The 25,076-nt window shown below is 63.9% G+C and carries 24 protein-coding genes; 8 read left to right on the forward strand and 16 right to left on the reverse strand.

The genetic code is table 11. The annotated features are described in order from the left end of the window. Positions 1–107 precede the first annotated feature (107 nt). From VJ673_RS12250 to VJ673_RS12275, 6 genes are all read left to right on the forward strand, one after another. On the forward strand, positions 108–905 hold the full coding sequence (locus VJ673_RS12250) for an enoyl-CoA hydratase/isomerase family protein (RefSeq protein WP_324126379.1): 798 nt from the start codon (positions 108–110) through the stop codon (positions 903–905). Between the two features lie 21 nt (positions 906–926). Then, positions 927–1,262 carry an EthD domain-containing protein gene (locus tag VJ673_RS12255; RefSeq protein WP_324126380.1) on the forward strand — a complete coding sequence of 112 codons (336 nt, stop codon included), beginning with the start codon at positions 927–929 and terminating at the stop codon, positions 1,260–1,262. Further along, complete coding sequence (locus VJ673_RS12260; RefSeq protein ID WP_324126381.1) at positions 1,259–2,056, forward strand: SDR family NAD(P)-dependent oxidoreductase; 798 nt, start codon at positions 1,259–1,261, stop codon at positions 2,054–2,056. The genes VJ673_RS12255 and VJ673_RS12260 overlap by 4 nt, the downstream gene beginning before the upstream one ends. Further along, complete coding sequence (locus tag VJ673_RS12265) at positions 2,049–3,581, forward strand: class I adenylate-forming enzyme family protein (RefSeq protein WP_324126382.1); 1,533 nt, start codon at positions 2,049–2,051, stop codon at positions 3,579–3,581. The genes VJ673_RS12260 and VJ673_RS12265 overlap by 8 nt, the downstream gene beginning before the upstream one ends. An 89-nt stretch (positions 3,582–3,670) precedes the next feature. Continuing rightward, positions 3,671–4,312 carry a TetR/AcrR family transcriptional regulator gene (locus tag VJ673_RS12270; protein ID WP_324126383.1) on the forward strand — a complete coding sequence of 214 codons (642 nt, stop codon included), beginning with the start codon at positions 3,671–3,673 and terminating at the stop codon, positions 4,310–4,312. 108 nt (positions 4,313–4,420) lie between these two features. Beyond that, positions 4,421–4,804, forward strand: coding sequence for a putative quinol monooxygenase (locus tag VJ673_RS12275; protein ID WP_324126384.1), 384 nt, complete (start codon positions 4,421–4,423; stop codon positions 4,802–4,804). A gap of 16 nt (positions 4,805–4,820) precedes the next feature. Here VJ673_RS12275 and VJ673_RS12280 read toward each other — a convergent pair whose 3' ends face one another. From VJ673_RS12280 to VJ673_RS12290, 3 genes are all read right to left on the reverse strand, one after another. Beyond that, positions 4,821–5,267: a hypothetical protein gene (locus VJ673_RS12280; RefSeq protein WP_324126385.1), complete on the reverse strand. Its 447-nt coding sequence runs from the start codon at positions 5,265–5,267 to the stop codon at positions 4,821–4,823. A gap of 140 nt (positions 5,268–5,407) precedes the next feature. Further along, on the reverse strand, positions 5,408–5,977 hold the full coding sequence (locus VJ673_RS12285) for a DUF4399 domain-containing protein (RefSeq protein WP_324126386.1): 570 nt from the start codon (positions 5,975–5,977) through the stop codon (positions 5,408–5,410). Positions 5,978–6,023: 46 nt separating this feature from the next. Next, positions 6,024–6,308, reverse strand: a complete 285-nt coding sequence (locus VJ673_RS12290; protein WP_324126387.1) for a hypothetical protein — start codon at positions 6,306–6,308, stop codon at positions 6,024–6,026. Positions 6,309–6,364: 56 nt separating this feature from the next. On the opposite strand from VJ673_RS12290, the gene VJ673_RS12295 reads away from it, so the two are divergent. Next, complete coding sequence (locus VJ673_RS12295; protein ID WP_414635651.1) at positions 6,365–6,442, forward strand: hypothetical protein; 78 nt, start codon at positions 6,365–6,367, stop codon at positions 6,440–6,442. A gap of 285 nt (positions 6,443–6,727) precedes the next feature. Here VJ673_RS12295 and VJ673_RS12300 read toward each other — a convergent pair whose 3' ends face one another. Then, positions 6,728–8,056, reverse strand: coding sequence for a cation:proton antiporter (locus VJ673_RS12300; protein WP_324126389.1), 1,329 nt, complete (start codon positions 8,054–8,056; stop codon positions 6,728–6,730). Between the two features lie 413 nt (positions 8,057–8,469). Here VJ673_RS12300 and VJ673_RS12305 point away from each other — a divergent pair, with 413 nt between their 5' ends. Continuing rightward, positions 8,470–9,228, forward strand: a complete 759-nt coding sequence (locus VJ673_RS12305; protein ID WP_324126390.1) for a transglutaminase-like domain-containing protein — start codon at positions 8,470–8,472, stop codon at positions 9,226–9,228. 79 nt (positions 9,229–9,307) lie between these two features. Here VJ673_RS12305 and VJ673_RS12310 read toward each other — a convergent pair whose 3' ends face one another. The 12 genes from VJ673_RS12310 to VJ673_RS12365 form a co-directional block, all read right to left on the reverse strand. Next, on the reverse strand, positions 9,308–9,796 hold the full coding sequence (locus VJ673_RS12310; protein WP_324126391.1) for a phasin family protein: 489 nt from the start codon (positions 9,794–9,796) through the stop codon (positions 9,308–9,310). Between the two features lie 314 nt (positions 9,797–10,110). After that, positions 10,111–11,463: a spinster family MFS transporter gene (locus VJ673_RS12315; RefSeq protein ID WP_324126392.1), complete on the reverse strand. Its 1,353-nt coding sequence runs from the start codon at positions 11,461–11,463 to the stop codon at positions 10,111–10,113. A gap of 8 nt (positions 11,464–11,471) precedes the next feature. After that, the gene (locus VJ673_RS12320) at positions 11,472–12,806 is read right to left on the reverse strand and encodes an FAD-dependent oxidoreductase (protein ID WP_324126393.1); all 1,335 of its coding nucleotides are present in this window, start codon (positions 12,804–12,806) and stop codon (positions 11,472–11,474) included. A gap of 9 nt (positions 12,807–12,815) precedes the next feature. Then, positions 12,816–13,259 (reverse strand): universal stress protein, encoded by a 444-nt coding sequence (locus tag VJ673_RS12325; RefSeq protein WP_324126394.1) that lies wholly within the window; start codon positions 13,257–13,259, stop codon positions 12,816–12,818. A 34-nt stretch (positions 13,260–13,293) separates the two neighbouring features. Next, positions 13,294–15,819: an efflux RND transporter permease subunit gene (locus tag VJ673_RS12330; RefSeq protein WP_324126395.1), complete on the reverse strand. Its 2,526-nt coding sequence runs from the start codon at positions 15,817–15,819 to the stop codon at positions 13,294–13,296. A 4-nt stretch (positions 15,820–15,823) separates the two neighbouring features. After that, on the reverse strand, positions 15,824–16,894 hold the full coding sequence (locus tag VJ673_RS12335) for a WD40/YVTN/BNR-like repeat-containing protein (protein ID WP_324126397.1): 1,071 nt from the start codon (positions 16,892–16,894) through the stop codon (positions 15,824–15,826). 88 nt (positions 16,895–16,982) lie between these two features. Beyond that, a complete protein-coding gene (locus VJ673_RS12340; protein ID WP_324126399.1) occupies positions 16,983–18,356 on the reverse strand; it encodes a DUF1329 domain-containing protein in 1,374 nt (457 codons plus the stop codon). A gap of 20 nt (positions 18,357–18,376) precedes the next feature. After that, the gene (locus tag VJ673_RS12345) at positions 18,377–20,137 is read right to left on the reverse strand and encodes a DUF1302 domain-containing protein (protein WP_324126400.1); all 1,761 of its coding nucleotides are present in this window, start codon (positions 20,135–20,137) and stop codon (positions 18,377–18,379) included. A gap of 502 nt (positions 20,138–20,639) precedes the next feature. Next, a complete protein-coding gene (locus VJ673_RS12350) occupies positions 20,640–21,350 on the reverse strand; it encodes a carboxymuconolactone decarboxylase family protein (RefSeq protein ID WP_324126401.1) in 711 nt (236 codons plus the stop codon). A 23-nt stretch (positions 21,351–21,373) separates the two neighbouring features. Then, a complete protein-coding gene (locus tag VJ673_RS12355) occupies positions 21,374–22,132 on the reverse strand; it encodes an SDR family NAD(P)-dependent oxidoreductase (RefSeq protein ID WP_324126402.1) in 759 nt (252 codons plus the stop codon). After that, positions 22,129–23,025 (reverse strand): SDR family NAD(P)-dependent oxidoreductase, encoded by an 897-nt coding sequence (locus VJ673_RS12360; RefSeq protein ID WP_324126403.1) that lies wholly within the window; start codon positions 23,023–23,025, stop codon positions 22,129–22,131. Before VJ673_RS12360 ends, VJ673_RS12355 begins: the two co-directional genes overlap by 4 nt. Before the next feature lie 81 nt (positions 23,026–23,106). Then, complete coding sequence (locus VJ673_RS12365; RefSeq protein WP_324126404.1) at positions 23,107–25,065, reverse strand: oxidoreductase; 1,959 nt, start codon at positions 25,063–25,065, stop codon at positions 23,107–23,109. Between the last annotated feature and the right edge of the window lie 11 nt (positions 25,066–25,076).

The following is a 25,076-nucleotide window of genomic DNA, read 5'->3' on the forward strand; positions in this document are numbered from 1 at the left end:
ACTGTCGTGGTATGGTTTCACTTAACCGACCGACCGGTCGGGTGCGTAAATCGAGTGCGGGGATAACCCGGGCTTGAATGGAAAAACTCTCTGGAGCGGATACAGCCATGGAATTGGAAAAGGACGTCATTCAGTACGAAGTTGCCCCCAACGGCATCGCAACGATCTGGCTGAACCGGCCGCACAAGCGCAACTGCGTGAGCCCGCAGCTGCTGAAGGAACTCGAGAAGGCGGTCGACCGCGCCGCCGAGGACAAGGAAGCCCTGGCCGTCGTGTTCCGCGGCCGCGCCAACACCTTCTGCTCGGGCGCCGACCTCGACCAGCTGGTCGGCCCGGTGCTGCAGGAAACGGCCTCCTCGCTGCAGCTGGCGATCGACTCCGCGCGGACCTATGACAAGATCTTCAACATGAAGAAGCCCACCATCGCCGCCGTCGAAGGCTATGCGGTGGCCGGCGGCTTCGAGCTGATGATCTCCTGCGACTTCGCGCTCGCCGCCAACGAAGCCAAGATCGGCGACTTCCACATCCGCCGCGCGCTGTTCGGCGGCGCGGGCCCGATCTACCGCCTGCCGCGCATGATCGGCATGCGCCGCTCGAAGGAGCTGATGCTCACCGGCAAGCTGCTCACCGGCGTACAGTGCGCCGAATGGGGCCTGATCAACGCCGCTGCGCCGCAAGCCGAGTTCGACAAGCTGATCCAGGACTTCTGCGCTCCGCTGATCGACAAGAGCCCGTTCTGCATGTGGATGACCAAGATGGCGGTCAACCGCGGCCTCGACGCCGACACCAACTCCCTGATCACTCTCGAAACCATGACCTGCAACGTGGTCCACCACTCCGAAGACGCCAAGGAAGGCGTGCGGGCCTTCCTCGAGAAGCGCCAGCCGAAGTGGACCGGTCGCTAAGCAGCGGAGGCGAATAATCCCATGTCAGCAAGCTTGGTCATCCTGGCGACCCGTCCTCCCGAGTGGTCGCGCGAGCAATTCACCACCTGGTGGCGCAGCGAGCACGCGGACTACGCGAAGAAGCTCCCCGGACTCGCCGCCTACCGCCACGGCGAGGTGACGTTCGATTACGATCACCCGGAAGGCCCCGCCTGGGATGGCCACGCCGTGCTGACCTTCGCCTCGCGCGAAGTGCTCGACGCGGCACTTCGTTCTCCCGAGTGGGCCGCCGCGGTGGCCCATGTCGGAAAGATGAAAGGCAAGCGGATCGCCCTGATCACAGACGAAAGCGATCTCCTCGCAAGGACACAACGGTGAGCGAGAACTACACCCCGGGCTTCGTCGCCCGCCAGTTTCGCCTCGACGGCAAGGTCGCGCTGATCACAGGCGGCCGTGGCGCGCTCGCCGAGGCCATCGCCGCGACCCTGGCCGACCTCGGCTGCAGCGTCGCGCTGGCCTCGCGCCATGAACACGAATGCGCCGACATGGCGGCGAGCCTTGCCGAACGTTTCGGCGGCAAGGCCATCGGCCTGCGCTGCGACATCGCAAAGGAAGAAGAAGTCGAAGCCGCTGTCGCAGCAACCGTCGAGCAGCTCGGCGGCCTCGACATCCTCATCAACAACGCAGGCGCCTCCTGGTGGGGCCTGCCGGAAGAGATCCCGCTGTCGGGCTGGCGCAAGGTCGTCGATGTGAACCTCACCGGCACCTTCCTCGCCTGCCGCCACGCGGCCCGCCACATGATCCGCAGCGGCGGCGGCTGCATGGTGAACATCGCCTCGGTGGGTGCCTTCCTCTCCTACCGGCCCGACGCCGGCCAGGTCGTGCCCTACACGACCACCAAGGCCGCGATGGTGCACCTCACCAGCGACCTCGCCGCGCAGTGGGCCCACCACGGCATCCGCGTCAATGCCGTCGCACCGGGCTCGGTCGAGACCGGCATGACGGAGACGCTGACCGAAGGCATCCAGCAAAAGCTGCGCGACGGCATCCTGCTGCGCCGCTTCGGCAAACCCGCCGAAGTCGCGCCGACGGTCGCCCTGCTCGTTTCGGAGGCCGGCAGCTTCATCACCGGCCAAACCTTCCTCGTCGATGGAGGTCAGTCGATTGCTTGAACATACCCCCAACACCTTCTCCGCCGACGGCCTGAGCTGGACCGACGCGTCCCTGTGGCAGCAGTTCGCCGCTCTGGCCGACGCCGACCCGCAGGCCCTGGCCGTCGTCGCCGCCGACGGGCGCCGGTGGAGCCGCGGCGAGATGCGCGTGATGGCCGAAGCGGCCCAGCGCGCGCTACTCGCCGCCGGCGTGCGCCCGCACGATCGCGTCATGCTGCAGGGGAAGAAGAACACCTCGGTCCTCGCCGCCGCGCTCGGCATCTCTGCCGTCGGCGCAGTGATCTGCCCCTACACCCCCGATCTCGGCGCCGCCGAGCGTCGAGTGCTCGACGAACGCCTCGGTCATGTGGCTGTCTTCGACGACGACACCGGCGAACCGGTGCCCGGACTTCCCGGCCTGCGTCTGAGCACGCGCGAGCGCAATCTCGCCGGCGAAGTCGACGAACGCAACGCGCAGACTGCGCTCATCGGCTTCACCTCCGGCACCACCGGCGTACCGAAAGGCGTGATGCACTCCGCGGCCGCGATGAACTACGCGGTGCGAGCGTGCGAGTGGGTTGCCAACCTTGCACCCGGCGATCCCATTCTGGGCCTCATGCCCTGGGGCAGCGCGCCCGGCTTCACCTTCACCGCCCACTTCTCCCTCGCCCTCGGCCATCCGCTGGTGATCGTCGACCGGTGGGATCCGCTCGAAGCCCTGAAGATCATCGATGCATACGAGTGCCGTTGGGGCATCTGCGTGCCGACCAACCTTGTCTCGATGGTGGAGATCGCACGTAGCGGAAAGTGGTCCCGGCCGAGTCCGCTCAAGGCGCTCGGGGTCGGCGGCGGCGCCATGACCCCCGAGCTGATCCGTGCCGCCAGGGAGCTGCTGGGCATCCCCGCACTGCGCATGTTCGGCATGTCGGAATGCATGGGACATGCCTCGACGCATCCTGGCGACCCGCTCGAACGCCTCTGCCATTCCGACGGCAAATCCTTCCCGGGAACCCGCGACGAGGCTTTCGACGCCGAACGCCGCATGCTTCCCCGCGGGCAGCGCGGACAGGCCGGCGTGAAGGGGCCGTCGCTCTTCATCGGATACTGCCGCGGATTGGGCGACCAGGAGTACAACCTCACTCCCGACGGCTACTTCCTCACCGGCGACGAGATCATCTGCGACCCCGACGGCTCCTTGAAAGTGGTCGGACGGATCAAGGATCAGATCATCCGCGGTGGCTATAATATCGATCCAGCCGAAGTCGAAGCCGCGCTGCAGAGCCACCCCGCGATCGCGATGGCTTCGGTGGTTGCCGTGCCGGAAGCTCGGCTCGGGGAGCAAGCCTGTGCGGTATGCAAGATCCGGGACGGATATGACGCCCCGACCCTGGAAGACGTGAAGGGTCACCTTGCGACCATAGGCCTCTCCAAGAAAAAATGGCCGGAACACCTGATCGTCGTGGAAGATCTCGTGTACACGACGACCGGCAAGGTCGACAAGAAGCGTCTGTCCCGATTGGTCGTTTCGGAGCTGCAACTGAGCTAGGGGCATTCGCGCACGAATGCGGGGACGCGGGTCGGCACGCTGCAGCGCGCCACCCGCATCCGCAAATCAATCGGGACTATGGGAGCCTTATGAAAACTTCAGTCAAGCGGACCGAGCCGGTAACGAAAAAGAGGGCCCGCGCGACAACCGCGGCGCACGACGAAAAACGCCTCGAGATCATCGAACACTGCGCGGCCCTGTTCGACCGCGTCGGCTACCACGGCACGTCGATGCAGATGCTCGCCGACGACGTCGGCCTCGGCAAGCCGACGCTGTACCACTACTTTTCCAGCAAGGACGACATCCTCCACGAGATGCACCAGTTGCATATCGATGCGTTGATCGGCGGCCTTGAAGCGGACGCGGACACGCCGAATATCCAGCCCGCAGAACTCCTGGAACGCGCCTGCGCCTCCACCCTGCGCCAGATCGCCCTGCACCCCGGCTATGTCCGCGCCTTCATGGACCACTACGCGGAACTCCAGGACGAACAGCGCGCCGAAATGCGCCAGCGCAGACAGGACTATTTCACGCGCGTCACCAACATCATCCGCGCCGGGATCAAGTCCGGCCAGTTCCGCGAGGTCGACCCCGACCTCGCCACCCTCACCTTCCTCGGCATGTGCAACTGGGCCTACAAATGGTATCCCCGCATGGCCGACAAGACCCCACCGGAAGAGATGGCGAAGTCGCTGTGCAGCATTCTGCTCGGCGGACTGAACGCCAAATGACGAAGCAGGCCCCGTTTAGCGGGGCCTGAGTCATTTTGCGGCGGGTCGTTCTTGTCTAGCCTACTATGCATTGCGGAACCCGCATTCCCGATTGCCAAGGAGGAGTCCATGCCGTTCATGCTCAAGATCCAGTGGGACATCAAGGTCGGACAGGAGGCTGTCTTCCGCGCCAATCAGGCGGCGCTGTGCGAAGTGATGCTCGAGCATCCGGGGGTGATCTGCTACCACGCCGATTACCCGTCGCCGGGCGTGAGCCACTGGACGGAGATCTACGCGACCGACGAGGCTTTCGAGGCGCATCTTGCCAACGAGAAGGGCAAAGGGCCGCTGGCGAAGGTGATCGAGGCGTGCGACAAGATCACCTGTCAGTGCTGGGGCGACCCGAATGGGCGCTCGAAGGAAATCCTCGCAGGCTTCGGGACGACGTATCACCAGACTGCCGAGAACGCCTTCGTGCTCAATCCGCGGGCCGACAAGGACTCGCGAATCTAGTCACCGGCGTCCCCCCTCAACCGCCGCGATCGTTGTCTCTGTCCCTATCCCAGCGACGGTCGTCATCGTCGTCCCGTTTGCGGCGGCGGTCACGCTCTTTGTCGCGATCGTGGTCCCGGTCACGATCCCAGCGGCGGTCGTCGTCACGCTCGTAACGGCGGTCCCGATCGCGATCGTTATCGCCGCGCCATCCGTCGCCACGGCCTTTATAACGGACTTCACGCGGGTAATGGCTCCGGGGAAGCTCCACCCACGGCCCCGACCGCGAACTGGCGTAGCGCCAACGGGAGTTGTCGTAGTAATAGTAGTAACCGCGATGGTAGTAATACGGTTCGACGTCGAACTCCACTATCGTCGGCAGTGGCGGAGCCACGACGACAGCGGGGCCGCGGCCATCGGGTGCAACGACGCACCCATTGACGAGGAGCGCGGCGAGCGCGGCAATAAGGATCTTCTTGTTCATGTATCTTTTCCCCGACTGACGGGACAGCGAATTGCGCCGTCCAGCTACCGATCTCAGATTAGATCTCTACCGGCAAACAATCAGTAATCAAAGATGTCTTGAAGCCATGGGAATTTCAGCCACCGACGTCATCCTGCTTTCTACTGCCCGCGGCCGCTCACCAGGCGCTCGAGGGCGGGGTCTCGATTCCTTGAGAGGATCGTCGGGATTCGTTGCGCGGGCGTTGTCGTCACCGGCGCCGGCGGGGCGACCTCGACGCCTACGACAGTCACCGTGATCTTCGCCGCCGCAAGCGGCCCGTATGACAAATGAGCGCCGTCGGCAAATTGCGCGGTGAGGGTATGACGGCCGAGCGGCAGATCCACCATTGCTTCCGTCTGGCCCATGCCCCAGTGGATGAAATGAGGCGTCGCGCCGGCAGGATCGAACGAAATCGGGTCGCCTTCGGGAATTGGCCCCGCGTCGACGATCACGTGGTGGTGACCGCTCGAGCTGTCACCCCCCGGGCCGGCCGGACGCACGGTGTAGCCGCTGACCTCAAGTTTGATCTTGAACGGGGTGTAGACCGTTGCCCCATCGGCAGGCTCGATAAACCGGACGCGACTCGCCTGAGTGATCGTTGCCTCGGATGACCCCAAAGGCCAGCAGCCTTGAAGCGCTGCGGCCATTGCGATCGGGACGCTGCGGCGCAAGATGGAACGGGCATCCATGCTTCACCTCCATGCGGGTCACGACGACCACCTGGTCGCGTTCGATTCACTTTAGGCGATGCCGGACTTCCGTGCGCAAACTGACTTTCAGGGGCCGGTTTGCGCTGCGACGGGCCGGCCTCCCGGCTCGGACAGACATATCCCCGACGACGCACGCTCGCGCGCTCTCCTCTCTCGCATACCGCATTTCGGCGATCAACGAGCCCGACGCCCGCCAATACATGAAGGCCGCGACAAGCGAGAACAGGATCGCGGCGCTGATCGCGTAGCGGAGCGAATGTTGCCCCATGCCGAAGTCGACGATCAGGCGCTCGCTGATGAAGCCGGTCACGGGCCACCCTCACCTTCCTCGGCATGTGCAACTGGGCCTACAAATGGTATCCCCGCATGGCCGACAAGACCCCACCGGAAGAGATGGCGAAGTCGCTGTGCAGTATTCTGCTCGGCGGATTGAACGCCAAATGATCAAGCGGGCCCCGTTTAGCGGGGCCTGCGTCATTTTGGGGCCGGCGTCTTTGTTGTCGTGACGGTGCTTGCTCTTCAAGTCGCCACATACGGGAGAGGAGATATCCATGACACTACGCATCCTAATGGGTCGTGCCGCTGCCGCCGCAACGGCTTCAGCACATTGCGTCCGTGCTTGATGTGCTTCCAAGGTGGATATATCAATATTCGATTTGAGCGCCGCCGGCGTCTGTCTGACGGCGTACATAGCGATGCGAGGAACATCCCGCGCAAGGGCCAAGATGGCTAATCATGTTTTCGGCTTCGCTGGCGCTTTGCGGTCCGCCGCGTGTAGCGACTCATCAACGGGGTTACGGATATCCCGTGAAGCACGATGGACACGGCCACCACGGTGAGCGTGAGGGCGGTGATTTCCTCCGCCGCGCGGCGCGGCAGGCCATGATTGATCGCATACATCAGGTAGTAGATCGACCCGATGCCGCGAATTCCGAACCAGGAAATCAGGATGTGCTGATCGCGCGACACGGGCGCGCCGACCAATCCAAGCCATACCGACACGGGGCGCACGACCAAGAACACGAGCGGGACAAACCAGACGGCGCTGGCGGGGAGGTAGGTGTACGAAAGCATCGCGCCGACCACCAGAACGACTGCGACCTCCGCGATCCGCTCAAGTTGTTCGTTGAAGCCCTTCACCGCCTGCGTCATGTAAGCACCGGCATACGCCGTATGCGTCGCAAGCGCCTCGTCAGCCTGTCTGCGCTGAAGACCCGTTTCGAGCGGGGTTGGATTGGCGATTCGCCCTGGCGTTTCGTTCACTCGCTGCAGCGCGAGGCCCGCGGCAAAAACGGCCAGGAAACCGGACGCGTAGCTGAGCACGGCAAGCCCGTAGGCCAGCGAGATGAGTCCCAGCGTGAGGAATTCGTCGAATCCGACCGACTCCTTGTGGTGACTGCGTAGATAGACCACCAACCGCCCGATCAGCGCACCTAAGGCGCCACCGATCAGCAGACCGCCGGCGATCGCCCACAGCACATCGACGGCAAGCCAGCGCCAGCCGCCGGTGCCAAGGTCGTGAAGACCAAGCAGGCCCAGCCCCAACATCACGAACGGAAAGGCGGCGCCATCGTTCAAGCCCCCCTCCCCCGAAAGGCTGAAGCGCAAGCGGTCGCGGTCGCCGGCCTCCACCACCTGGACATCGGAGGCCAGAACCGGGTCGGTGGGCGCAAGGATCGCCCCGAGCAGGACCGCTGCGCCCAGCGAAAGGCCCAGCCCCAGCATCCCGATCGCCGCGATCAACATCACCGTGATGCTCATCGACACGACCGCAAGCCGCGCGGTCACGCGCCAACCCTTGTCCGACAAAGGGAGACCGAGCTTGAGACCGACGGCGAACAGCGAGATGAGCACCGCCAGTTCAGTCGTTCTTTCCAGGATGACCGAGTGGATCAGCGGATCGGGCGACAGCAGCGCCCATCCGGCGGGGCCGATCCCGAAACCGGCGAGCAGATAAAGCATGGCCGTGCTGACGGGGAGCCGCTGAAGCGACGTGCCCGACAGGGCCATCGTGATCAGCAGCACGCCGATGATGAGCGCCCAGATTGCAAAGGACATGGAAGAAAGATGCCAGGTCGTCCCGCAGTGGAAAAGTATCGCCGTCACCGAAACGGCAATCGACGCCCCATTGGCTGTATGAGCGACGCCGTGCAGAAGAAATCCCGGGCGGCGCGTTGCATCGCTACAGATGGCGGTTTTCGCGCTCGCGTGGCATGACCTGAGGCTGGGCGCTGTGGCTATGTGCGCCACCAGACAGACGGGAATGCGTCGTCTGCATAACCTGAAATCGTCGGCGCCAGCAGCGTGCAGTGTCTGCAATGCCGCAATGCGCAAACGCCGCGGTGGCGTGTGCCATCGGTGGGCCTCATCAGTCTCGACCTCCACAACGTTCCTCGCCGAATGGAAGCGCCCCCGCCATGAAGATCCGCATAGGCTACGAATTGATCTACGACTGCCCGCAGCCGACCCCGATGATCCTGACGCTGAGCGTGCACTACACGCGGATGTCCGACATCATCACTCCCGATCACCTGATCGCCGACCCGCCCGTACCGTTCACCGCCTATCGCGACAGCTTCGGCAACTGGTGCTCGCGTATCGTCGCGCCCAAGGGTCTGCTCCGGCTATCCACCGATGCACTCATCAGGGATACGGGGCAACCGGATGTCGTCGTCCCGCAGGCGAGGCAGACGCCGGTGGAAGAGCTCCCCGACGAGAGCCTGCTCTTTCTGTTGGGCAGCCGGTATTGCGAGACCGATCGGCTGTCCGAGACAGCGTGGAAACTTTTCCATACGGCACCGACCGGATGGGCGCGCGTCCAAGCGATCTGCGACTACGTCCACGGGCATCTCACGTTCGGTTATGAGCACGCGCGACCGAGCAAGACGGCCTGGGACGCATTCCATGAACGGACCGGCGTGTGCCGTGACTTCGCACACCTGGCGGTTACCTTTTGCCGGTGCATGAACATCCCCGCGCGTTACTGCACTGGCTACCTCGGCGACATGGGCACGCCGCCGCCCTACGGGCCGATGGATTTTGCCGGTTGGTTCGAAGCTTACCTCGACGGCCATTGGTACACCTTCGACCCGCGCAACAACATTCCGCGCATCGGGCGCGTATTGATCGCACGCGGCCGCGATGCCGCCGACGTGGCTATCAGCCACACTTTCGGCCCAAATACCCTCAAGAGCTTCAAGGTCCGGACCGACGAAGTGAATGAGGGGTGAAGCGCTAGTATGGCGGCCCCGGAAAAGAAAAAAGCCCCGACTCGCGGGGCTTTTTCGTTACTCACGATCGAGTAAGGAATTACGCAGCTTTCTTCGGATGCGACGTCACCGGGACCATCATCTTCGTCGTTGCGTCGCCAACTGCTTTCGCGTTGGCGTCGAACATGCTCTTTGTCTGCTCGACAAACTTGGAAAACAGGTCGAAGCCCGCGTTCGAGCCTGCCTGGGCCGTCACGTCAAGACCGAGCGTCGCGAAGTACGAAGACAGGAGTTGGGACATCTGTTGCTGCGAATCGCCAGCGATCTCCTGCACGCTGCGGAAGTAGGCCGCGCACTGCTCGGCAGCCGGACCACCGATAGCGCTCTGCAGGTTCCCGAGTTCACCGACGTCCTTGATCTGCATGAGATTGTTCGAGGCGGCGAGGCTGTTTTCGAGTGCGCTGCGGGCCACATTAAGGTTCAATGCAGCCAAGCGTTCGACGCTGGAAAAAGCAACTTGCGATAGCGCCATCAATGCGTTGGTGTAGGTCTTGCCGGCGCGGATCTGTTCGGATGTGGTGGTTTGCATCTAGTCTTTCCTCGTGGGAATCGCTGCGTGAATGGTCTGGAAAGGAAGCAGCATGAATCCACACAGTCTCCGTACGCCAGTTTTATGTTGCGACGCAGCACGCATGCACAGTCTGGCCCCATTGCGCTGGGAGTCAACACATATTTTTGAAGTCGCCCTGCCCCGAAAACGCCGTTCGGTGCACCAGATTTCAGTTGCGGTCGCGATCGTCGTCGCCGCGCCATCCCTCGATTAGATCGCCGCCGACAAAGAGTCAGCACTTTTCGGCAATGTCCGGCATTGGCCCGCGCGGCTCCAGCCCTAGGCGGACGACTTCATGGCTTGTTGGCCAAGGCCAGCGCGGCTGGAGAACGCGGCTCGCAGATGCTTGCGCCCGAGGATGCACGCTCGCGCGCGCTCTCCTCTCTCGCGTACCGCATTTCGGCGACCAACGAGCCCGACGCCCGCCAATACATGAAGGCCGCGACGAGCGAGAACAGGATCGCGGCGCTGATCGCGTAGCGCAGCGAATACTGGCCCATGCCGAAACGGACGATCAAGGTTTCGCTGATGAATCCTGTCACGGTGGGCCCGAGGCCCAATCCGACCAGATTGGTCACGAGCAGCGTAACCGCCGAAGTCAGTGCGCGCATGTTCGGTGCGACGAGCAACTGCGGCACCGCAACCACCGGCCCGTAGTAAAACGGCAGCAAGGTGAATGCCACTACGCCGAAAGCGAGTGAGAGGCTTGTCGATTCGACCAGGTATTGCGCGAGCGCCATCGGGACGAAGATCAGGCCGCCGAAGGTGAGAACCCGAAGGCGCAGGCGGGCATCCCGCTGGCCGAGTCGATCCGACAGCCAGCCCCCCAGGTACATCCCGATGCCGCCGCCGATGCCATTGACCAGCGCGAGATAGACCGAGACGTCGCCGATCGACATGTCGTGCACCCGCGTATAGAACGGGGCGCTCCAGTTCATCACGGAATACGAGACATAGGCGTGCAGCGCCGCGCCAGCGATGAGGAAGCGATAGCTGCGCAAGTGCCACAGCGTCTTCAATGCCTCGACAAAGCCGGGCTGTGAATCCGCGACGTCGGCCGCCTGATCGAAGCGGCCGCGGGCCGGCTCGCGGATCACCAGCAGCACGATGGGCACGAGGAGCAGCCCCACGACGCCGATGACGCCGAAGCTCTTGCGCCAGCCGAGCGTCTCGGCAAGCATCCCCGCCGACAGAAAGCCGAACATCATGCCGACGGGCAGCGACAGCCCGAGGATTGCCATCGCCGTGGCGCGAGAACGCGGCGGAAACAGATCCGCGATCATGGAGTGCGACGCGGGGATGCTGCCAGCCTCGCCGGCGGCGACGCCGACTCGCAGGAGCACGAGATGCGTGAAGTTCGCCGCAAGCCCGGTCAGGGCCGTCATGCCGCTCCACACCGCGAGCGCCGCCGCGACCAGGCGCTTGCGCACGGTGCGGTCTGCGAGACGCGCGATCGGCAAGGACAGCGTGGTGTAGAAGAGCGCGAACGACAGGCCGGTGAGTAGTCCGAGCTGGGTGTCGGACAGCCCGAGATCACGCTTGATCGGCACCTGCAGGATCGAGATGATTGTCCGGTCGATGTAATTGAAGGTCGACACCGCGAACAAAAGGCCCAAGACGAGCCAGCGCCCGGAAACTTCGTTCATGCCCTTCATCATTCCCACCCGGCCGTCCGCGCCGCCGTGATGCCGAAGGTCATGGCCATCGCCAGTCCCCCGGCGTAGCCGACGCCATACGCGCCGCCCGCATCGCTGCCCGCCGCCAGGAGTCCCCGAACGGCGCGGCCCTTTGCGTCGAGGACCTGCGCGCCGGTGTCGATCGTCAGGCCGCCGAATGTGAACGTGATCGCCGGGTAGACAATCAGCGCATAGTACGGGGCCCGATCCATCGGCAAGCACGTTTCCGTCCGCGGCGGATTCATGACTTCCCAGCCGTTGTTCGCCAGGTCGTTGTAACGGGACAGCTCGCGCAGCATTTCCTCGCCGTCGAAGCCGTGGGCCGTCGCAAAACTGCCCAGCTCCGCGAATGTCTGCGCAATGATCCCCTCGCCCCCGTTCTCCATCGCCACGGCGAATTTGTCCAGCGGCGGCGCCGTCGCGACGATCGGTTTGGTGGCGTGCTCGGCATGCACACGGGCGTCCCAAAGGCAGATCGCGCGCGCGTTCGGCTGCTGGACCGTGTGGTAGGTGTTGGTGTGGTCGCCGAAGGATTCGTCGCAGAAGCGTTTGCCGTGTTCATTGAACAACAGGGCATGGTCGCTGTGGTACTGGGAGAGCATTGTGTAATAGCGCTCCTCGCCCCACGCGTTCGGCTTGCTGACGAGATGCCCGTAGAACCCGCGGTTCGTCCCCCGCACTTCGCCGCCGACCTCCTGGCCGAGCTTCAGTCCGGCGCCGTCGCTGTACGGGTTCGACCGCAAGAGCATCTCGCGGGCGTTCTCGTGGATGTACTGGGAACGCATTTCGGGATTCCCTTGGAAGCCGCCCGTCGCGAGCAGGGTCCACTGCGCATGCACATCGATCTCGCCGTCCTCGTGCACCGTCCTCGCCCCGGTGACGCGCCCCTCGCTGTCCTGCAGCAGCGTCGACACCGTCGTTTCGAAGACCACGTGGCCGCCCGCCTTTTCGACGAGGTCGACGCAGCCCTTCAGGTGTTCGACGATGTCGATCTGGTAGCCATTGCCGTGCAGCACCTTCATGGCTTTGGAGATGTCGATACCGCGGCGGCGCAGCCAGGCGATCGCCTCCGGATAGCGCTCGCAAATCACCCTGCCCAGTGCGGGTTCGCCCGCACCGTACAACTCCATCTTCTTTTCCGACGCGGCAGTCCATAGCACGCCGCCCGACAGGAAGGCGGAACCCCCGATCTCAGGCGCTTTCTCGACGACGATGACTCGGGCGCCGCGCTCGGCGGCCCAGCCTGCCGCCGACAATCCCGCCATCCCGGCGCCGACGACCAGCAAATCACACTCAAGGACTTCGTAGCTCATTGATTGCTCCTAGCGATATACCAGAACCGGGATCTTCGAGTGCGTCAGCACCTTCTGCGTCTGGGACCCGAGCAGCAGTCCCTTGACCCCTTTGCGACCATGGGAGGCCATCAGAATCATGTCGCAGCCATGCTGCGCGGCCGCGGCAAGAATCCCCTCATAGGGTTCGTCGGCGACGCCACATGCGGACGCGCTCGGCACGCTGGCATCCTTGGCGACGCTTTCTGCCCCCTCAAGAATGTCGCGAGCCCGCTGATTGACGAACTGATCGACCAGATCCGGTTCGAGGGTGCGCATCAGCGATACCTCGCCGTAGAGCGACGACTCCACGTTCGGCGTGGCGAAGAAGAACGTGATGCGGGCCTTCGTCTCGTGCGCAAAGGCTACAGCCTTCTTGACTGCCATGGCAGACAGCGTGGAGCCGTCAGTCGGAACAAGCAAATGACGAAACACGATCAAACCTCATAGTGAGACTTCGGAAGGGGACTTAGGTCACCGACTGCAGCGCCTTCCGGGTGCCCGTCACTGCGGCCTCCTGGGGGCGATCGGTCGGCGTGATCGGCGCCTGGGCGTCACCAGGCGTTTCGGATGAGACCTTGGCCGGGCGCGACACCCCCTGCAGCAGGAAGTGAGACAGGGCCGGAATCAGAATCAGCGCACCGAGCATGTTCCACACGAACATGAAGGTCAGCAGGATTCCCATATCCGCCTGGAACTTGATCGGGGACCAGGCCCAGGTGATCACGCCCGCCGCGAGCGTCACGCCCACCAGGGCGACGACCTTGCCGGTAAAGGCGACTGCCCTCTGGTAGGACTGCGCGAGCGTGAAGCCAAGGCGCTGCTGGGTGAGTTGTACCGACAGCAGGTACAGCGCGTAGTCGACGCCGATGCCCACCCCGAGCGCGATGACCGGCAGCGTCGCGACCTTGACGCCGATGCCGAGCTGAACCATCAGCGCCTCGGCGAGAACCGACGTCAGCACGAGGGGCAACACCGCGACGACGACCGCGCGCCAGCTGCGGAAGGTGATGGCGCACAGCAGGACCACCGACGCATACACGTAGAGCAGCATGGTGCGGTTGGCGTCGCGCACGACGATGTTGGTCGAAGCATCGATACCGGCGCTCCCGGCCGCAAGCAGGAATTGCCGTTGCGGCGTGTTGTGCTCGGCCGCGAACTCCTCCGCGACCTTGACGACGCGGTTCAGCGTTTCGGCCTTGTGGTCGGACAGGAATGCCAGCAGCGGCGTCATCGAGCACCGCGAATTGAGCATGTCGCCGTTCCACGCGATCGCGTTGTTGATCTGCGCATCGATCACCGACTGCGCGTCCGGCACTGTCAGCCACTTCGGATTACCCTCGAACGCGCCCGAGGTGTAGGAGCGGACCGTGTCGGCGAGCGACGCCGTGCGCTGCACGCCGGGCTGTTGCCGCAGGGTCCAGGCCAGCTGATCGATCTCGGTCAGCGTCTCGTACGAGCGGCAGCCATCGTCCGACGTCTTCACCATCACCGCGAAGACGTCGCTCGAGATGCCGTAGTTCGACGTGACGAACGCATTGTCGCGGTTGTAGCGCGACTCGGGCCGAAGCTCGGGCGCCCCGGCATCGAGATCGCCGATCTTCAGGTTCTGGGAGCCAAACCAACCCAGCACGCCGAGTAGCGTTGCGACGACGATCGCGCCAGTCGCCCACTTCCGCTCGGTGAACCGGTCGAGGAAGCTCCAGAGCTTGCCGAAACCGCGGCCGCCGCTCTCCTCGCGCTCCTCCGCCAGACTGCGCTTGGCCGCCGCAGGGCTCACGCCGACATAGGACAGGAAGACCGGCAGCAGGATCAGGTTGGTCGTGATCAGCACGGCGACGCCCAAGCTCGCCGCCAGCGCCAGCTCGCGGATGACCGGAATGTCGATGACCATCAGCACCGCGAAGCCGACCGCATCGGCCAGCAGCGCCGTCAGCCCGGCCAGAAACAGGCGGCGGAAGGTGTAGCGCGCGGCGACCCACTTGTGCGCGCCGCGGCCGACGTCCTGCATGATGCCGTTCATCTTCTGCGCGCCGTGGGACACGCCGATTGCGAAGACCAGGAAGGGCACGAGGATCGAGAACGGATCGAGCCCGTGGCCCAGCGTGACGACGATCCCGAGCTGCCAGATCACGGCGATCAACGAGCACAAGAGCACCATCGCCGTGCTGCGGATGCAGCGCGTGTAGAGGAAGATGATCAGCGCGGCGATCCCGGCGGCGAACAGGAAGAAGGTCATCACCTTTTCGAGACCGTCGATCAGGTCCCCGGCGAGCTTGGCGAAGCCGATGATGTACATCCGCACTTTCGGCGGGTTCGCCGCGTCGCCCGTCGCATAGCGTTGCCGGATGTCTTCCAGCGCACTCGACAATTGGTGATAGTCGAGCGAATTGCCGTTCCCGTCCTTCGCCAGCAGCGGCATCACGATCATGCTGGAGCGATAGTCGTTGGCGACGAGGCCGCCGACGAGCTTTGCGCGGGCGATGTTGATGCGCAGGTCCTCGATCGACTTCGCGCTGCCGTTATAGTCGTTGGGAAGAACCGGTCCGCCGCGGAAACCTTCCTCGGTGACTTCGACCCAGCGCACGACGGGCGCGAAGAGCGACTTCATCCAGGCGCGATCCAGGCCCGGCAGCGTGAAGATCTCGTCGTTGATCTTCGCCAGCGTGGCCAGGTATTGCGGATCGAAGATATCGCCGTTGGGGTTCTCGATGACCACCCGGACCGAATCCCCCATCCCTCGCAGATCGGGACGATTCTCGAGGTAGTTCTGGATGTACGGATGTCCCTGCGGCAGCATCTTGTCGAAGCTGGCGTTGACGTGCAGGCCGCGCAGCTGAAAGGCAAAGAACGCCGTGAGCAGGACGCAGGCCACGATCAGGAACGGCCGGTTGTTGAAAATCAGCCGCTCGAGAAGATTGCCCGACGCGTCGTCGAAATCCCGCGGGTCGGTGACAATCTTCATGGATTGGCGATCGGTCTTTGATGTGCTCATGCCACTATTGCTCCAAGTGGGGATCTACCCGCACGCCTTCCGAACCCGCCAGCACGATACCGCCCTGAGGCGACCCGACGATTCCGTAGTAGGACATCGAGTGTGCCGGCTTCACGGCCGCGAAGGTCTTGCCCTGATCGGTGCTGCGCAGGACTTCGCCGCCCTGCGTCGCGAGCAGCACCTCGCCGCCGGGCAGCACGACGCCGCTGGTGATCCCCGCCGACGTGCCGAGCGCGATCTTGTCCCACGATCCGCCGCCATTCGCGCTGCGGAAGAGGCTGCCCCGCAGGCCGAAGGCCAGCACGGTGTCCGATTCCAGCTTCAGGAGTCCGAAGACGCTACCTTGGTAAGGCAGCGGATGCGCGACGAAGCGGTTCTTGCCAGCGTCGAAACGCAAGACCATGCCGCCCTCGCCCGCCACATAGACCGCCTGGTGGTCGCCTACGACGCTATAGAAGTGCAACTCGTCGGGGTTGTCCGTGCGGTCCATCAAGGGCGTCCAGGTCTTGCCGCCGTCCTGGGTGCGAAAGATGCGGTTGAAGGAGCCGACGACGTAGCCCTTGCTCTCGTTTTCGAAGAACACTGCCATCAGCGGCTGAGTTCCGCCATCCTGCTGCAAGCGCTTTTCGCGCGCGACGGAGACGGCGGCGTCGGGATTGGTGGCGGCCTGGGCTTCGAGGTAGCGAACCGAAAGCTCCGCGCTCTGTTTGCCGTCGAGCTGCTTGACCCAGTGCGCGCCGCCGTCGCTCGAATGCAGTACGACGCCGCCGTGGCCCACCGCCCAGCCGAGTTTCTCGCTGGGGAAAGTCACAGCGACGAGATCCGTGCTGACGGGCACTTCCGCCTGCTTCCAGGTGCTTCCGCGATCGTCCGAGTACACGATATGGCCGCGCTGGCCGACCGCGACGAGCCGATTTCCGGCCGCCGCGACGGCCATCATCGGGCTTTGGGAGGCCAGGCTGCTGGCCACCGCAGGCCGGTCGAGCGGCCCCACGAAGGTCCAGGCGGCCGCTGGCTGCGATACTGCGAGCGCTGCACCGATGGTCAGCGCTGCAAACACATTCAGGTGACGCAAGGCCGTCCCCTCCTCTGCTATGGGTGCGTGGTTCGATGTCCGGGCCGGCCTGCCCGCAGGCGGGCGGCCCGGATCGTTGTCGAGGACCTCAGCGCACGCCCTCGGCCGCCAGGGCCTCCGGCATGAAGAACGAGTTCGGCTTCAGCGGCGTCACCACCCAGCCGCCGCCATCGGTCGGATCGGTCTGATGCGCGTACATGCCGGTCGCGAGATCGTGGGTCACGTATTCGTCGGTTGCGTGGTGTCCCGGAGTCTCATACAGCGAGATCGGCAGGTTCAGCACGACGCGGTAGATCTGGCCCGTCGAATCGTAGTTGTCGGCGATACCCACGCCCGGCATATCCTCGTCGAAATGGAACACCCGCTTCGGATAGACGTGGCGCTTGCCCGGCTTGAGCGTCGCTTCGACGACCCACACGCGGTGCAATTCCCAACGCATGCAATCGGGATTGAGGTGGTTCTTCATGTGCCGCACGTTCTCGGGACAAACTTGCGGATCGCGGATCTTGTAGGAGTTGTAGGGGATGTACATCTCCTTCTTGCCGACCAGCTTGAAGTCGTACCGGTCCATCGCGCCGAAGAACACGGCGGTGTCGTCGAGAACCCCGGTGCCGCCGCCGGTCGGGCTCGGCGTGTCGTACGAGAGATCAGGCGACAGCTTGACGCGTCTTTGCCCCGGCAGATAAGACCAGGCCCGGCGTCCGGTATCAAGCATGTCGACCGAATCGCGCACCAGCACCTTCTCGCCTGCCTTGCGGTTCGGCGCGGAGTAATCCAGCCGGAGCGCCTCATAGATCTCGTTGTCGGAGATCGGCGTCGTGCGTTTCGGATCGAAGATCGGATACTGGATATAGGCGGTCGAAGCCCCCGTAAGCGTGATGTTGCCTTGCGTATCCACGACTCGCGAGGACATCGCGGTCGTCGTCATCGCCGGCGCATCGAACTTCAGCAGCCGGTTCCACACCACCTCGTTGCCGGTCTTCGGAAACGGGAAGGGCAAGCCGGGCCAGCAGCCTTCGAGCTTGAGGCCGTCGCTACCGGTCTTGCACGCCGACGCATTCTTCAGCGTGTTGTCCAGATAAAACTTCGGATAATTGGCCGTCCGGTGGCCCGGATAGATATCGAGCCGGTAGGTCGGGTATTTCTTCAACATGGCCTTCGTGCCGTCGGACAGCTTGTCCGCGTATTTGTCCATGTTCTTGGCGTCGATCGAAAACAGCGCCTTTTCGTTCGCGAACGGATCCGGGCGACGCATCGGCTTTTGCGGATCGAAACCGGCCGGCGGATTGACCGCGCCGGTCCAGGCCGGAATCGAACCGTCCTTGTTGCCTGCGACTTCCGCACCCCACGGAGTCCGCGCGCCACTCAGCGACTTGATCTCCTCCGGGGTGGCAGCAGCGAGCGCCGTCCCGGCGATACCTGCCGCCAGCAAGGCGGCGAGAGTCTTGATTCCTTGTGCCATCGATGTCTCCTCAGGGGTTCTTAGAATGTGGTCTTGAAAGTCACGGAAAGCCAGCCGCGATCGCGGATCGGCCCGTTTCCGTTGGACGATCCCACTACCGTGGGTCCGATACCCGGCACGGCGAAAGCCGCGGGGGTCGCTCTCGGGTTCACGAGGCCGTAGTAGTCGATGTAGCTGATATCGAACTTGTACTTGGCCTTGTAGTCGGCACTCAGTCCGAGGCTCCAGCTGCCGGTGTCCTCGTTGCCGCCGAACGGCACCGGCGAGTTGCCTTTCAGGCCCCGGCTGTACGACATGGGCATCGACAGATCGAGCCCCGGAAGCACCTGGAACCACGTCGGCGCGAACGAGAGCTGCAGGCCCCACGCGTCGTCGGTGGAACAGCCGTCGCGCCACGTGCCGCCTGCCGCACCGACCTTGTTGGTGCACGTGTGATCGACACCCTTGAAGTTCGCCGGATTACCCCGGAGCTTGTCGAGCTTGCTGTAGGTCAGTTCGCCCGACACGCTCGCCATATCGAAGAGGGGGGTCTTGTTGATGATCGCAATCGCGTTGACCAGCGCGTGCCAGGTGTCGCCGCGTGCGAGATCGGTCGCGCCGAATACCGTGTTCAGGACTGTGTTCTCGCGACGGACGATCTCGGAGCCGAGCGCGATACCGCCCCCAATCTCCTTCGAAAGGCTGACGCCCCACAGCTTCACGTCCTTGGCGTAGGCACTGTAGAACCGGGTCGGGCCGGTGGTGGTGCGAAGGAACTGGGGAACCTTGTCGTCGAACTTGCGATAGTAGACGCCGAAGGTACCGAAGTCGGTGTTTGCCTTCGCGTTCAGGCCCCAGTCGCCAACGTCCTTGGGCTTGGCGTTGCGACCCGAGTCGAGATCGCCGACGAAGCGCGTGGTCGCAAACGGGCTGATGCGGGTTCCACCCGAGAACAAAAAGTCGGTGCTGCCGAGATAGGTTCCACCTTCGGGAAGGCGGAACGGCTGCCATTCGAACGCGTATTGCCCTGCAAAGGAGAAAGTCTCGTTGAGGCGCAGCAGTGCCGACAGCTGGTTTCGCGGCAGGAACAATTCTTTCGCTTCGGAGCCCGGCGTCGCCAGCGACTTGCTGAAGTTCACCGCCCCCTGGGAGTAGGAGACGCCGTGGATCGGCGTAAAGAGCGATTCCCCCCAGTAGATGTTGTGGCGGCCGAAGCGCACATCCAGCGGCGATTCGCCGAGGTCGATCCGTCCGAAGACGAAGGCATCGAGCAATTCGCCGGAATGCGTGTAATAGCGTTTGACGTCGTTCGTGAATCGATTATTCGGATAAGCAGTCCCGAGACCCGCCGTCTGATACGCCGGATTGCCCTCCACATGGCTATCGTATGCGTCGTCATACCAGGCGCTGCCGGAAACCCGGAAGCCGTAATTCTTCTTGAAGACGAAGTCAAATTCGGAAAGCAGGTCGATGCGATTGGTGACGATATCGCCCTTGTCGAACTTGTATTCCCCCGCTTGGGACGTCCAGGTATCGCCCACGGTGTTGTCGCGCTCGTTCATGCGCCAGCCGACGTTATATCGAACCTGGTTGTCCCAACGAACTTCAAGGTCGGGATTATCGGTTTCGATCTGAAAGGCAAGCGCACTACCACTCCACAACCCTGCTACAGCCAATCCGACGACCATCGGCCGCAAGCAGTGCAAGCGCGCCTCAAACTGAGCTTCCTTCATCTCCTTCCTCCTTTTTTGTGCGTCTTTGGAATCCGGCTCTAATGGTTTTTTACGGGGAAGCCTGCTCATTCCGACTCGCTCCTCAGACTGCCCCGGACCGGTTCATGGGTTTTACGTTGCTGCCGCCAACTCCGTCGAATGTCGTCGATATGTAACTAAAGACGTAGATATCAGGAGCCGACGCATGTAACGGTGGTCGCCGTTTTCATGTTCTGCACGTGATGTAAAGGCTATCGACCGCCCGGTCGGTTGTCAATATTTTTTCGCAGAATTTGAGGTCGAAAACGGCACGACTCAAGCTGCGCTATCAGGTCGAAGCGAACCCTCCCGCGAGAGGGAGGCGGAGGCCGCTTGCAGCGAGGGAACCGACACCGTCGGCGAGGTCGAGGGGGGGTATTGCCAAGACAGGAAAGAAAGCCGCGATCACGCCGCCGACGAGTCGCGGGGATCTACGGACAAAGCCTCAACGGCCCCTCCGAGCGCATCAGCGCGTCGAAAGGAAGCGGTGGGCTACAGCCGGCCGCCTGGGCGGCGGCCGGCACATCCGGGGGAGCGGATCACACGGACAGGGTCATCCGGGGCGGACATCCATCGCGTTGGCGCCGGACACCCATGCCGACAAACCGCTCGTCAGCACGGTGCACACGATCGTTTCCGCGATCTCGGTCTCGGTCGCGCCGGCCGTCCGGGCGCCATTGATATGCACTGACGCGAGCGGACTGTAATCGGCCGCCAGCACGGCAACCAGCATCAGTTCCGAGTACTTCGGTCCGAGCGCGGTGCCGTTGATCGTGCCCTCCCGCATCAGGTAATACGCATCGCCGCCCAGCGGCAACAGCTCGATCAGCTTGCCGAGCGACGGGGGCATCGTGCCGAAATACCGCAGGAAGTTCTGCTCCGCTTCCTCCGGCCCCACCTCGATTTCGGGCATCGGAACCTCGCCTTCGGACCCGGGCGGATATTCCGCCTCCAGCGTCGAGATGAACGACAATGCAGCCCCTTCGCCGCGTACGCTGCTCAGCACGACCGCCGCGGCCGAGGCTTCCTCGAACGTCAGCCCCAATTGGTGCGCACGCTTGAGCTCGCGTTGGGCCATCGAGACGTAACCCTTGGTCGTCGCCGCGACGGCCACATACAAGGCCTTGATCCTGGCCGGGATCGCGCCATCGCTATCGACAAGCTGACGCCATCTCGAATATCCGGCCAACGTATAGGGTGCGATCTTTCGCAAGAGCTTCGACTGCAACAACAAGCTCGTGCTACTGATGGTTTGTTGCTCCACAACGACCTCCCGTCACTAAGATTTCATTGGGCGGTAATGCCGCCGTCGATCGTGATTTCCGATCCAGTGATGTAGCTCGATTCATCGCTCGCCAGAAACAGGACGGCATCCGCAATCTCCTTCGGCTGCCCGAAACGGCCGAGCGGTGTATGCCGAAGAAATTCTTCGGCAATGTCGGCGTTGGCATAGGCCGGAGCCGTCAATGGCGTTTCGACGTGGCCCGGGTGCACCGAATTGGCGCGCACGCCGTTGCGCGCCTCGGCACATTCGAGGGCGGTCACCTTCGTGAAGAGGCGAACTCCGGCCTTGGCCGCACAATATGCCGAAGCGTTCGGGCCGGCCACCAATCCGCGAATCGACGACATATTCACGATCGAGCCGCGCCCGCCCCTAGCCAGCAGCGGCAGCGCGTATTTCGTGCCCAGGAACACGCTGTCGAGATTGACGGCGAGCGTGGATCGCCACTCGTCCAGAGAGGTATCCGCAATCGACCGGAAGCGGCCGAAGCCGGCGTTATTGACGAGGACGTCCAACCGGCCGAAGGCCGAATCGATCTCCCGCATGGCGGCGATCCAGCGATCCTCGACGGTGACATCGAAGTGAATCGCGCGATGACCCTCGCTGATTTGCCGCACCTCGGCCAGCGCCTTTTCGAGCAAGGCCTCGTTGCGGTCGGCGAGGATCACGGTGGCGCCTTCCTCGGCAAAGCGCAGCGCCGTTGCAAGCCCTATCCCCGACGCCGCACCGGTGACGAGGGCAACTTTCTGCGCCAGGCGATTCATGCCGCCTTCTCCCCTTCGTTGCGCAGATCGCGCTTGCTCAGTTCCAGCAGACCGGCGAAGGTCGGGTTGGCACGGTCCAGGATGGCCCGCATCCGGGTTTCGATGGCTTCGTCGAACTTGTCCGTGGTCAGCAGGTAGAGCTGGTTGGCACGGACGGCGCCGATGACCTGCTCCGCCACGTCGGCGGGCGAGATGGCCCCCGCATAGAGGTTGGCCGCGATCGCCTTGAGCTCCTCGGTCTCCTCCGCGGCCCCGCCGTCCGGCCGCAATTCTTGCGGACGATTGCGCTCCGACTGATAGATCTTCGTGTTCACCAGCCCCGGGCACAGCACGGTCACGCCGATCGGCGCGCCGAGTTCTTGCAGGGACGCATAGAGCGCCTCGGTGATTCGCACCGCTGCGAACTTGGCCGCGCTGTAGACGGCGGAGCCCGACCCGCTGACGAGACCGGCCACCGAGGCGGTGGTCACGATGTGGCCTTCGGTGCCCTGCGCCAGCATCCGCGGGACGAAGCTGCGCAGACCATGGGCAACGCCCATCAGATTCACGTCGAACGACCACTTCCAGTCTTCGAGGGGATATTCCCAGACGGGTCGGAAACGTCCGGACGGGACGATCCCCGCATTGTTGCAGAGCAGGTCGACGCTGCCAAAGGTCTCGAACGAGGTCACGGCCAGGGCTTCCACCTCTTCCGGGCTGGCGACGTCGCAGCGCACCGGCAGCGCGCGGTGCCCTCCCGCCTGAAGCGCGTCGCTGACCCTTTTCGCCGCCGCGGCGTCGATGTCGGCCACGACGATCTTCATGCCCTCGCGTGCAAAGCGCCATGCCATCGCCTCGCCCATACCGCTTCCGGCACCCGTTATTACCGCCGTCTTGCCGTCGAAATCGATCATGTCTTCCTCCAGAGGGTTTGCCGCGACCGTCCAGCCGCAGCGAGTTGTATTCGTCGTCGGCGCCGAGGCTCGGCGGCGCCGTCAAAGTTGGCGGGCCAGGCGTTGGCCCTCGAACACCGCGTTGGACATCCGGCGAGGCGCGACGCAGTCGCCGATGGCGTGCGTCTCAAGCCCCGATTTCCTGAGCTCCGCGGCCAGACCGGATCGCGCCGTGCGTCCCGTCTGGATGACGACCAGATCGCAAGGCACGGTCTCCAAGCGGCCACTGGTCACATTCATCAAGGACGCGCCCTCGGGATCGACGCCCTCCAATACCGTGAGCACGCGATACTCGGTCCCGCCTCCGCCGAGGCGCGCCAGCAGCGGCCCGACGCTTTCGGTCGGGATCGTGCCCGCAATCGCCGCCGACGGCGTCGCGATGGTCACTTGCCAGCCCGCGTCCATCAGGCTTTCGGCGACGCCATAGGTCCACCAGAAGGCGCTGCCGTCATCGACCATCACGGCTCGCCCGCTCCCGCTGGGCGCCGGCGCACCGTTCTCGAGGATCTCGAACCAGGTCTTGACGTGATCGCCAGCCAATTCGTCACTGACCGGATTCGCCGCCGCACCGACCGCGACCACCGCCACGTCGAATGCCCCGCCGAGATCGTCCGCGCCGGCGATTTTCGTATTAAGCTCGACTTTCACCTCCAGACGCCGCAGTTCGCCCTGTTGATAGTCGATCAGGCGGCGCAGGTCGGCGCGATGCGGCAAGGACGCGGCGTAGAGAAACTGTCCGCCGAGACCGTCCGAGGCTTCGAATACCGTCACGGAATGGCCGCGCTCGGCTGCGACGCGGGCCGTTTCGAGGCCCGCGGGCCCGCCCCCGATCACTGCGATCCGACGCGGCGCCGCTACCCGGCCGCGATCCATGAATTCGGGCACCACTTCCCGCCCCGCCATCGGGTTGACGGCGCAATGCAGATGCGGCGAAAACGAGCGGCATTCCTGGTTCACGCCGATGCAGGGCCGGATGCGTTCGACCTGCCCGCAAGCGGCCTTGGCCACCCAGTCGGGGTCGGCGATGAAGGCACGCGCCATGCCGACGAGGTCCGCCTGCCCTTCGGCCAGAATCCGTTCCGCGATGACGGGACCGGTAATGCGCTGGCCGACGATCACCGGCAGGTCGCACGCCTTGCGGATGATTCCGGCGGCGCGGGCCGCGGTCGCCTCGGGCGCCGTCACATCCTTCACGTACAGCCCGCGCGTCCCGAGGGTAATGCTCAGGTAATCGGTCAGGCCATCCTCGGCGATGAGCTTGCTGATCTGGACGGTATCGGGGATCTCCAGGCCGTCGGCGACTTCCTCGTCGGCACTCAGACGCAGTCCCAGCAGAAAGTCTTCGCCGCAATGCTTGCGAATCGATTCGATGACCTCCCGCAGGAAGCGCAGGCGCTTTTCGGGCGTGCCGCCGTAGCGATCGTCGCGGTGGTTGGTAGCCGGGGACAGGAACTGCCCGACGAGGTAGCCGTGTGCGCCGTGGATCTCGACGCCGTCGTGGCCGGTGCGCTTGAGGTTGGCGGCCGATACGCCGAAGGCGTCGACGATGGCGGCGATTTCGTCTTCGTCGAGTACGTGCGGCGGGTACGGATCGCGGGGCGAGCGGATGGCGGACGGCGCCACCGGAGCGTTGTCGAATTCCCCACCGATCGTTTCTCGCCCGAGATGCACGATCTGGCCGACCACTTTCACGCCGTGCGAGTGGATCACGTCCACGCGCCGCTTCAGGCCCTCGAGGACGGCCTCGTTATACGGTTCGACCAGTTTGCGCGAGCGGATCGCCGACGTCGGGTGAACAATCGCCGCGCCGGTGACCATCATCGCCGGTCCGGATTTCGCACGGGCTTCGTAGTACGCGATGTCTTCATCGGTGATCGCGCCATCCCGCACCATGCTGGTCCCGTGCGGGAGCATTACGATGCGGTTGGGCAGCGTGATCCGGCCGAGCTTCAAGGGCTCGAAGAGTTTCGGAAAGGCGCGGGACGCTGGATTTGCTTCCATCTTTCTTCCTC

The sequence above is a fragment of the Aromatoleum sp. genome, assembly GCF_035254505.1.
In the GTDB taxonomy this organism is placed as follows: domain Bacteria; phylum Pseudomonadota; class Gammaproteobacteria; order Burkholderiales; family Rhodocyclaceae; genus Aromatoleum.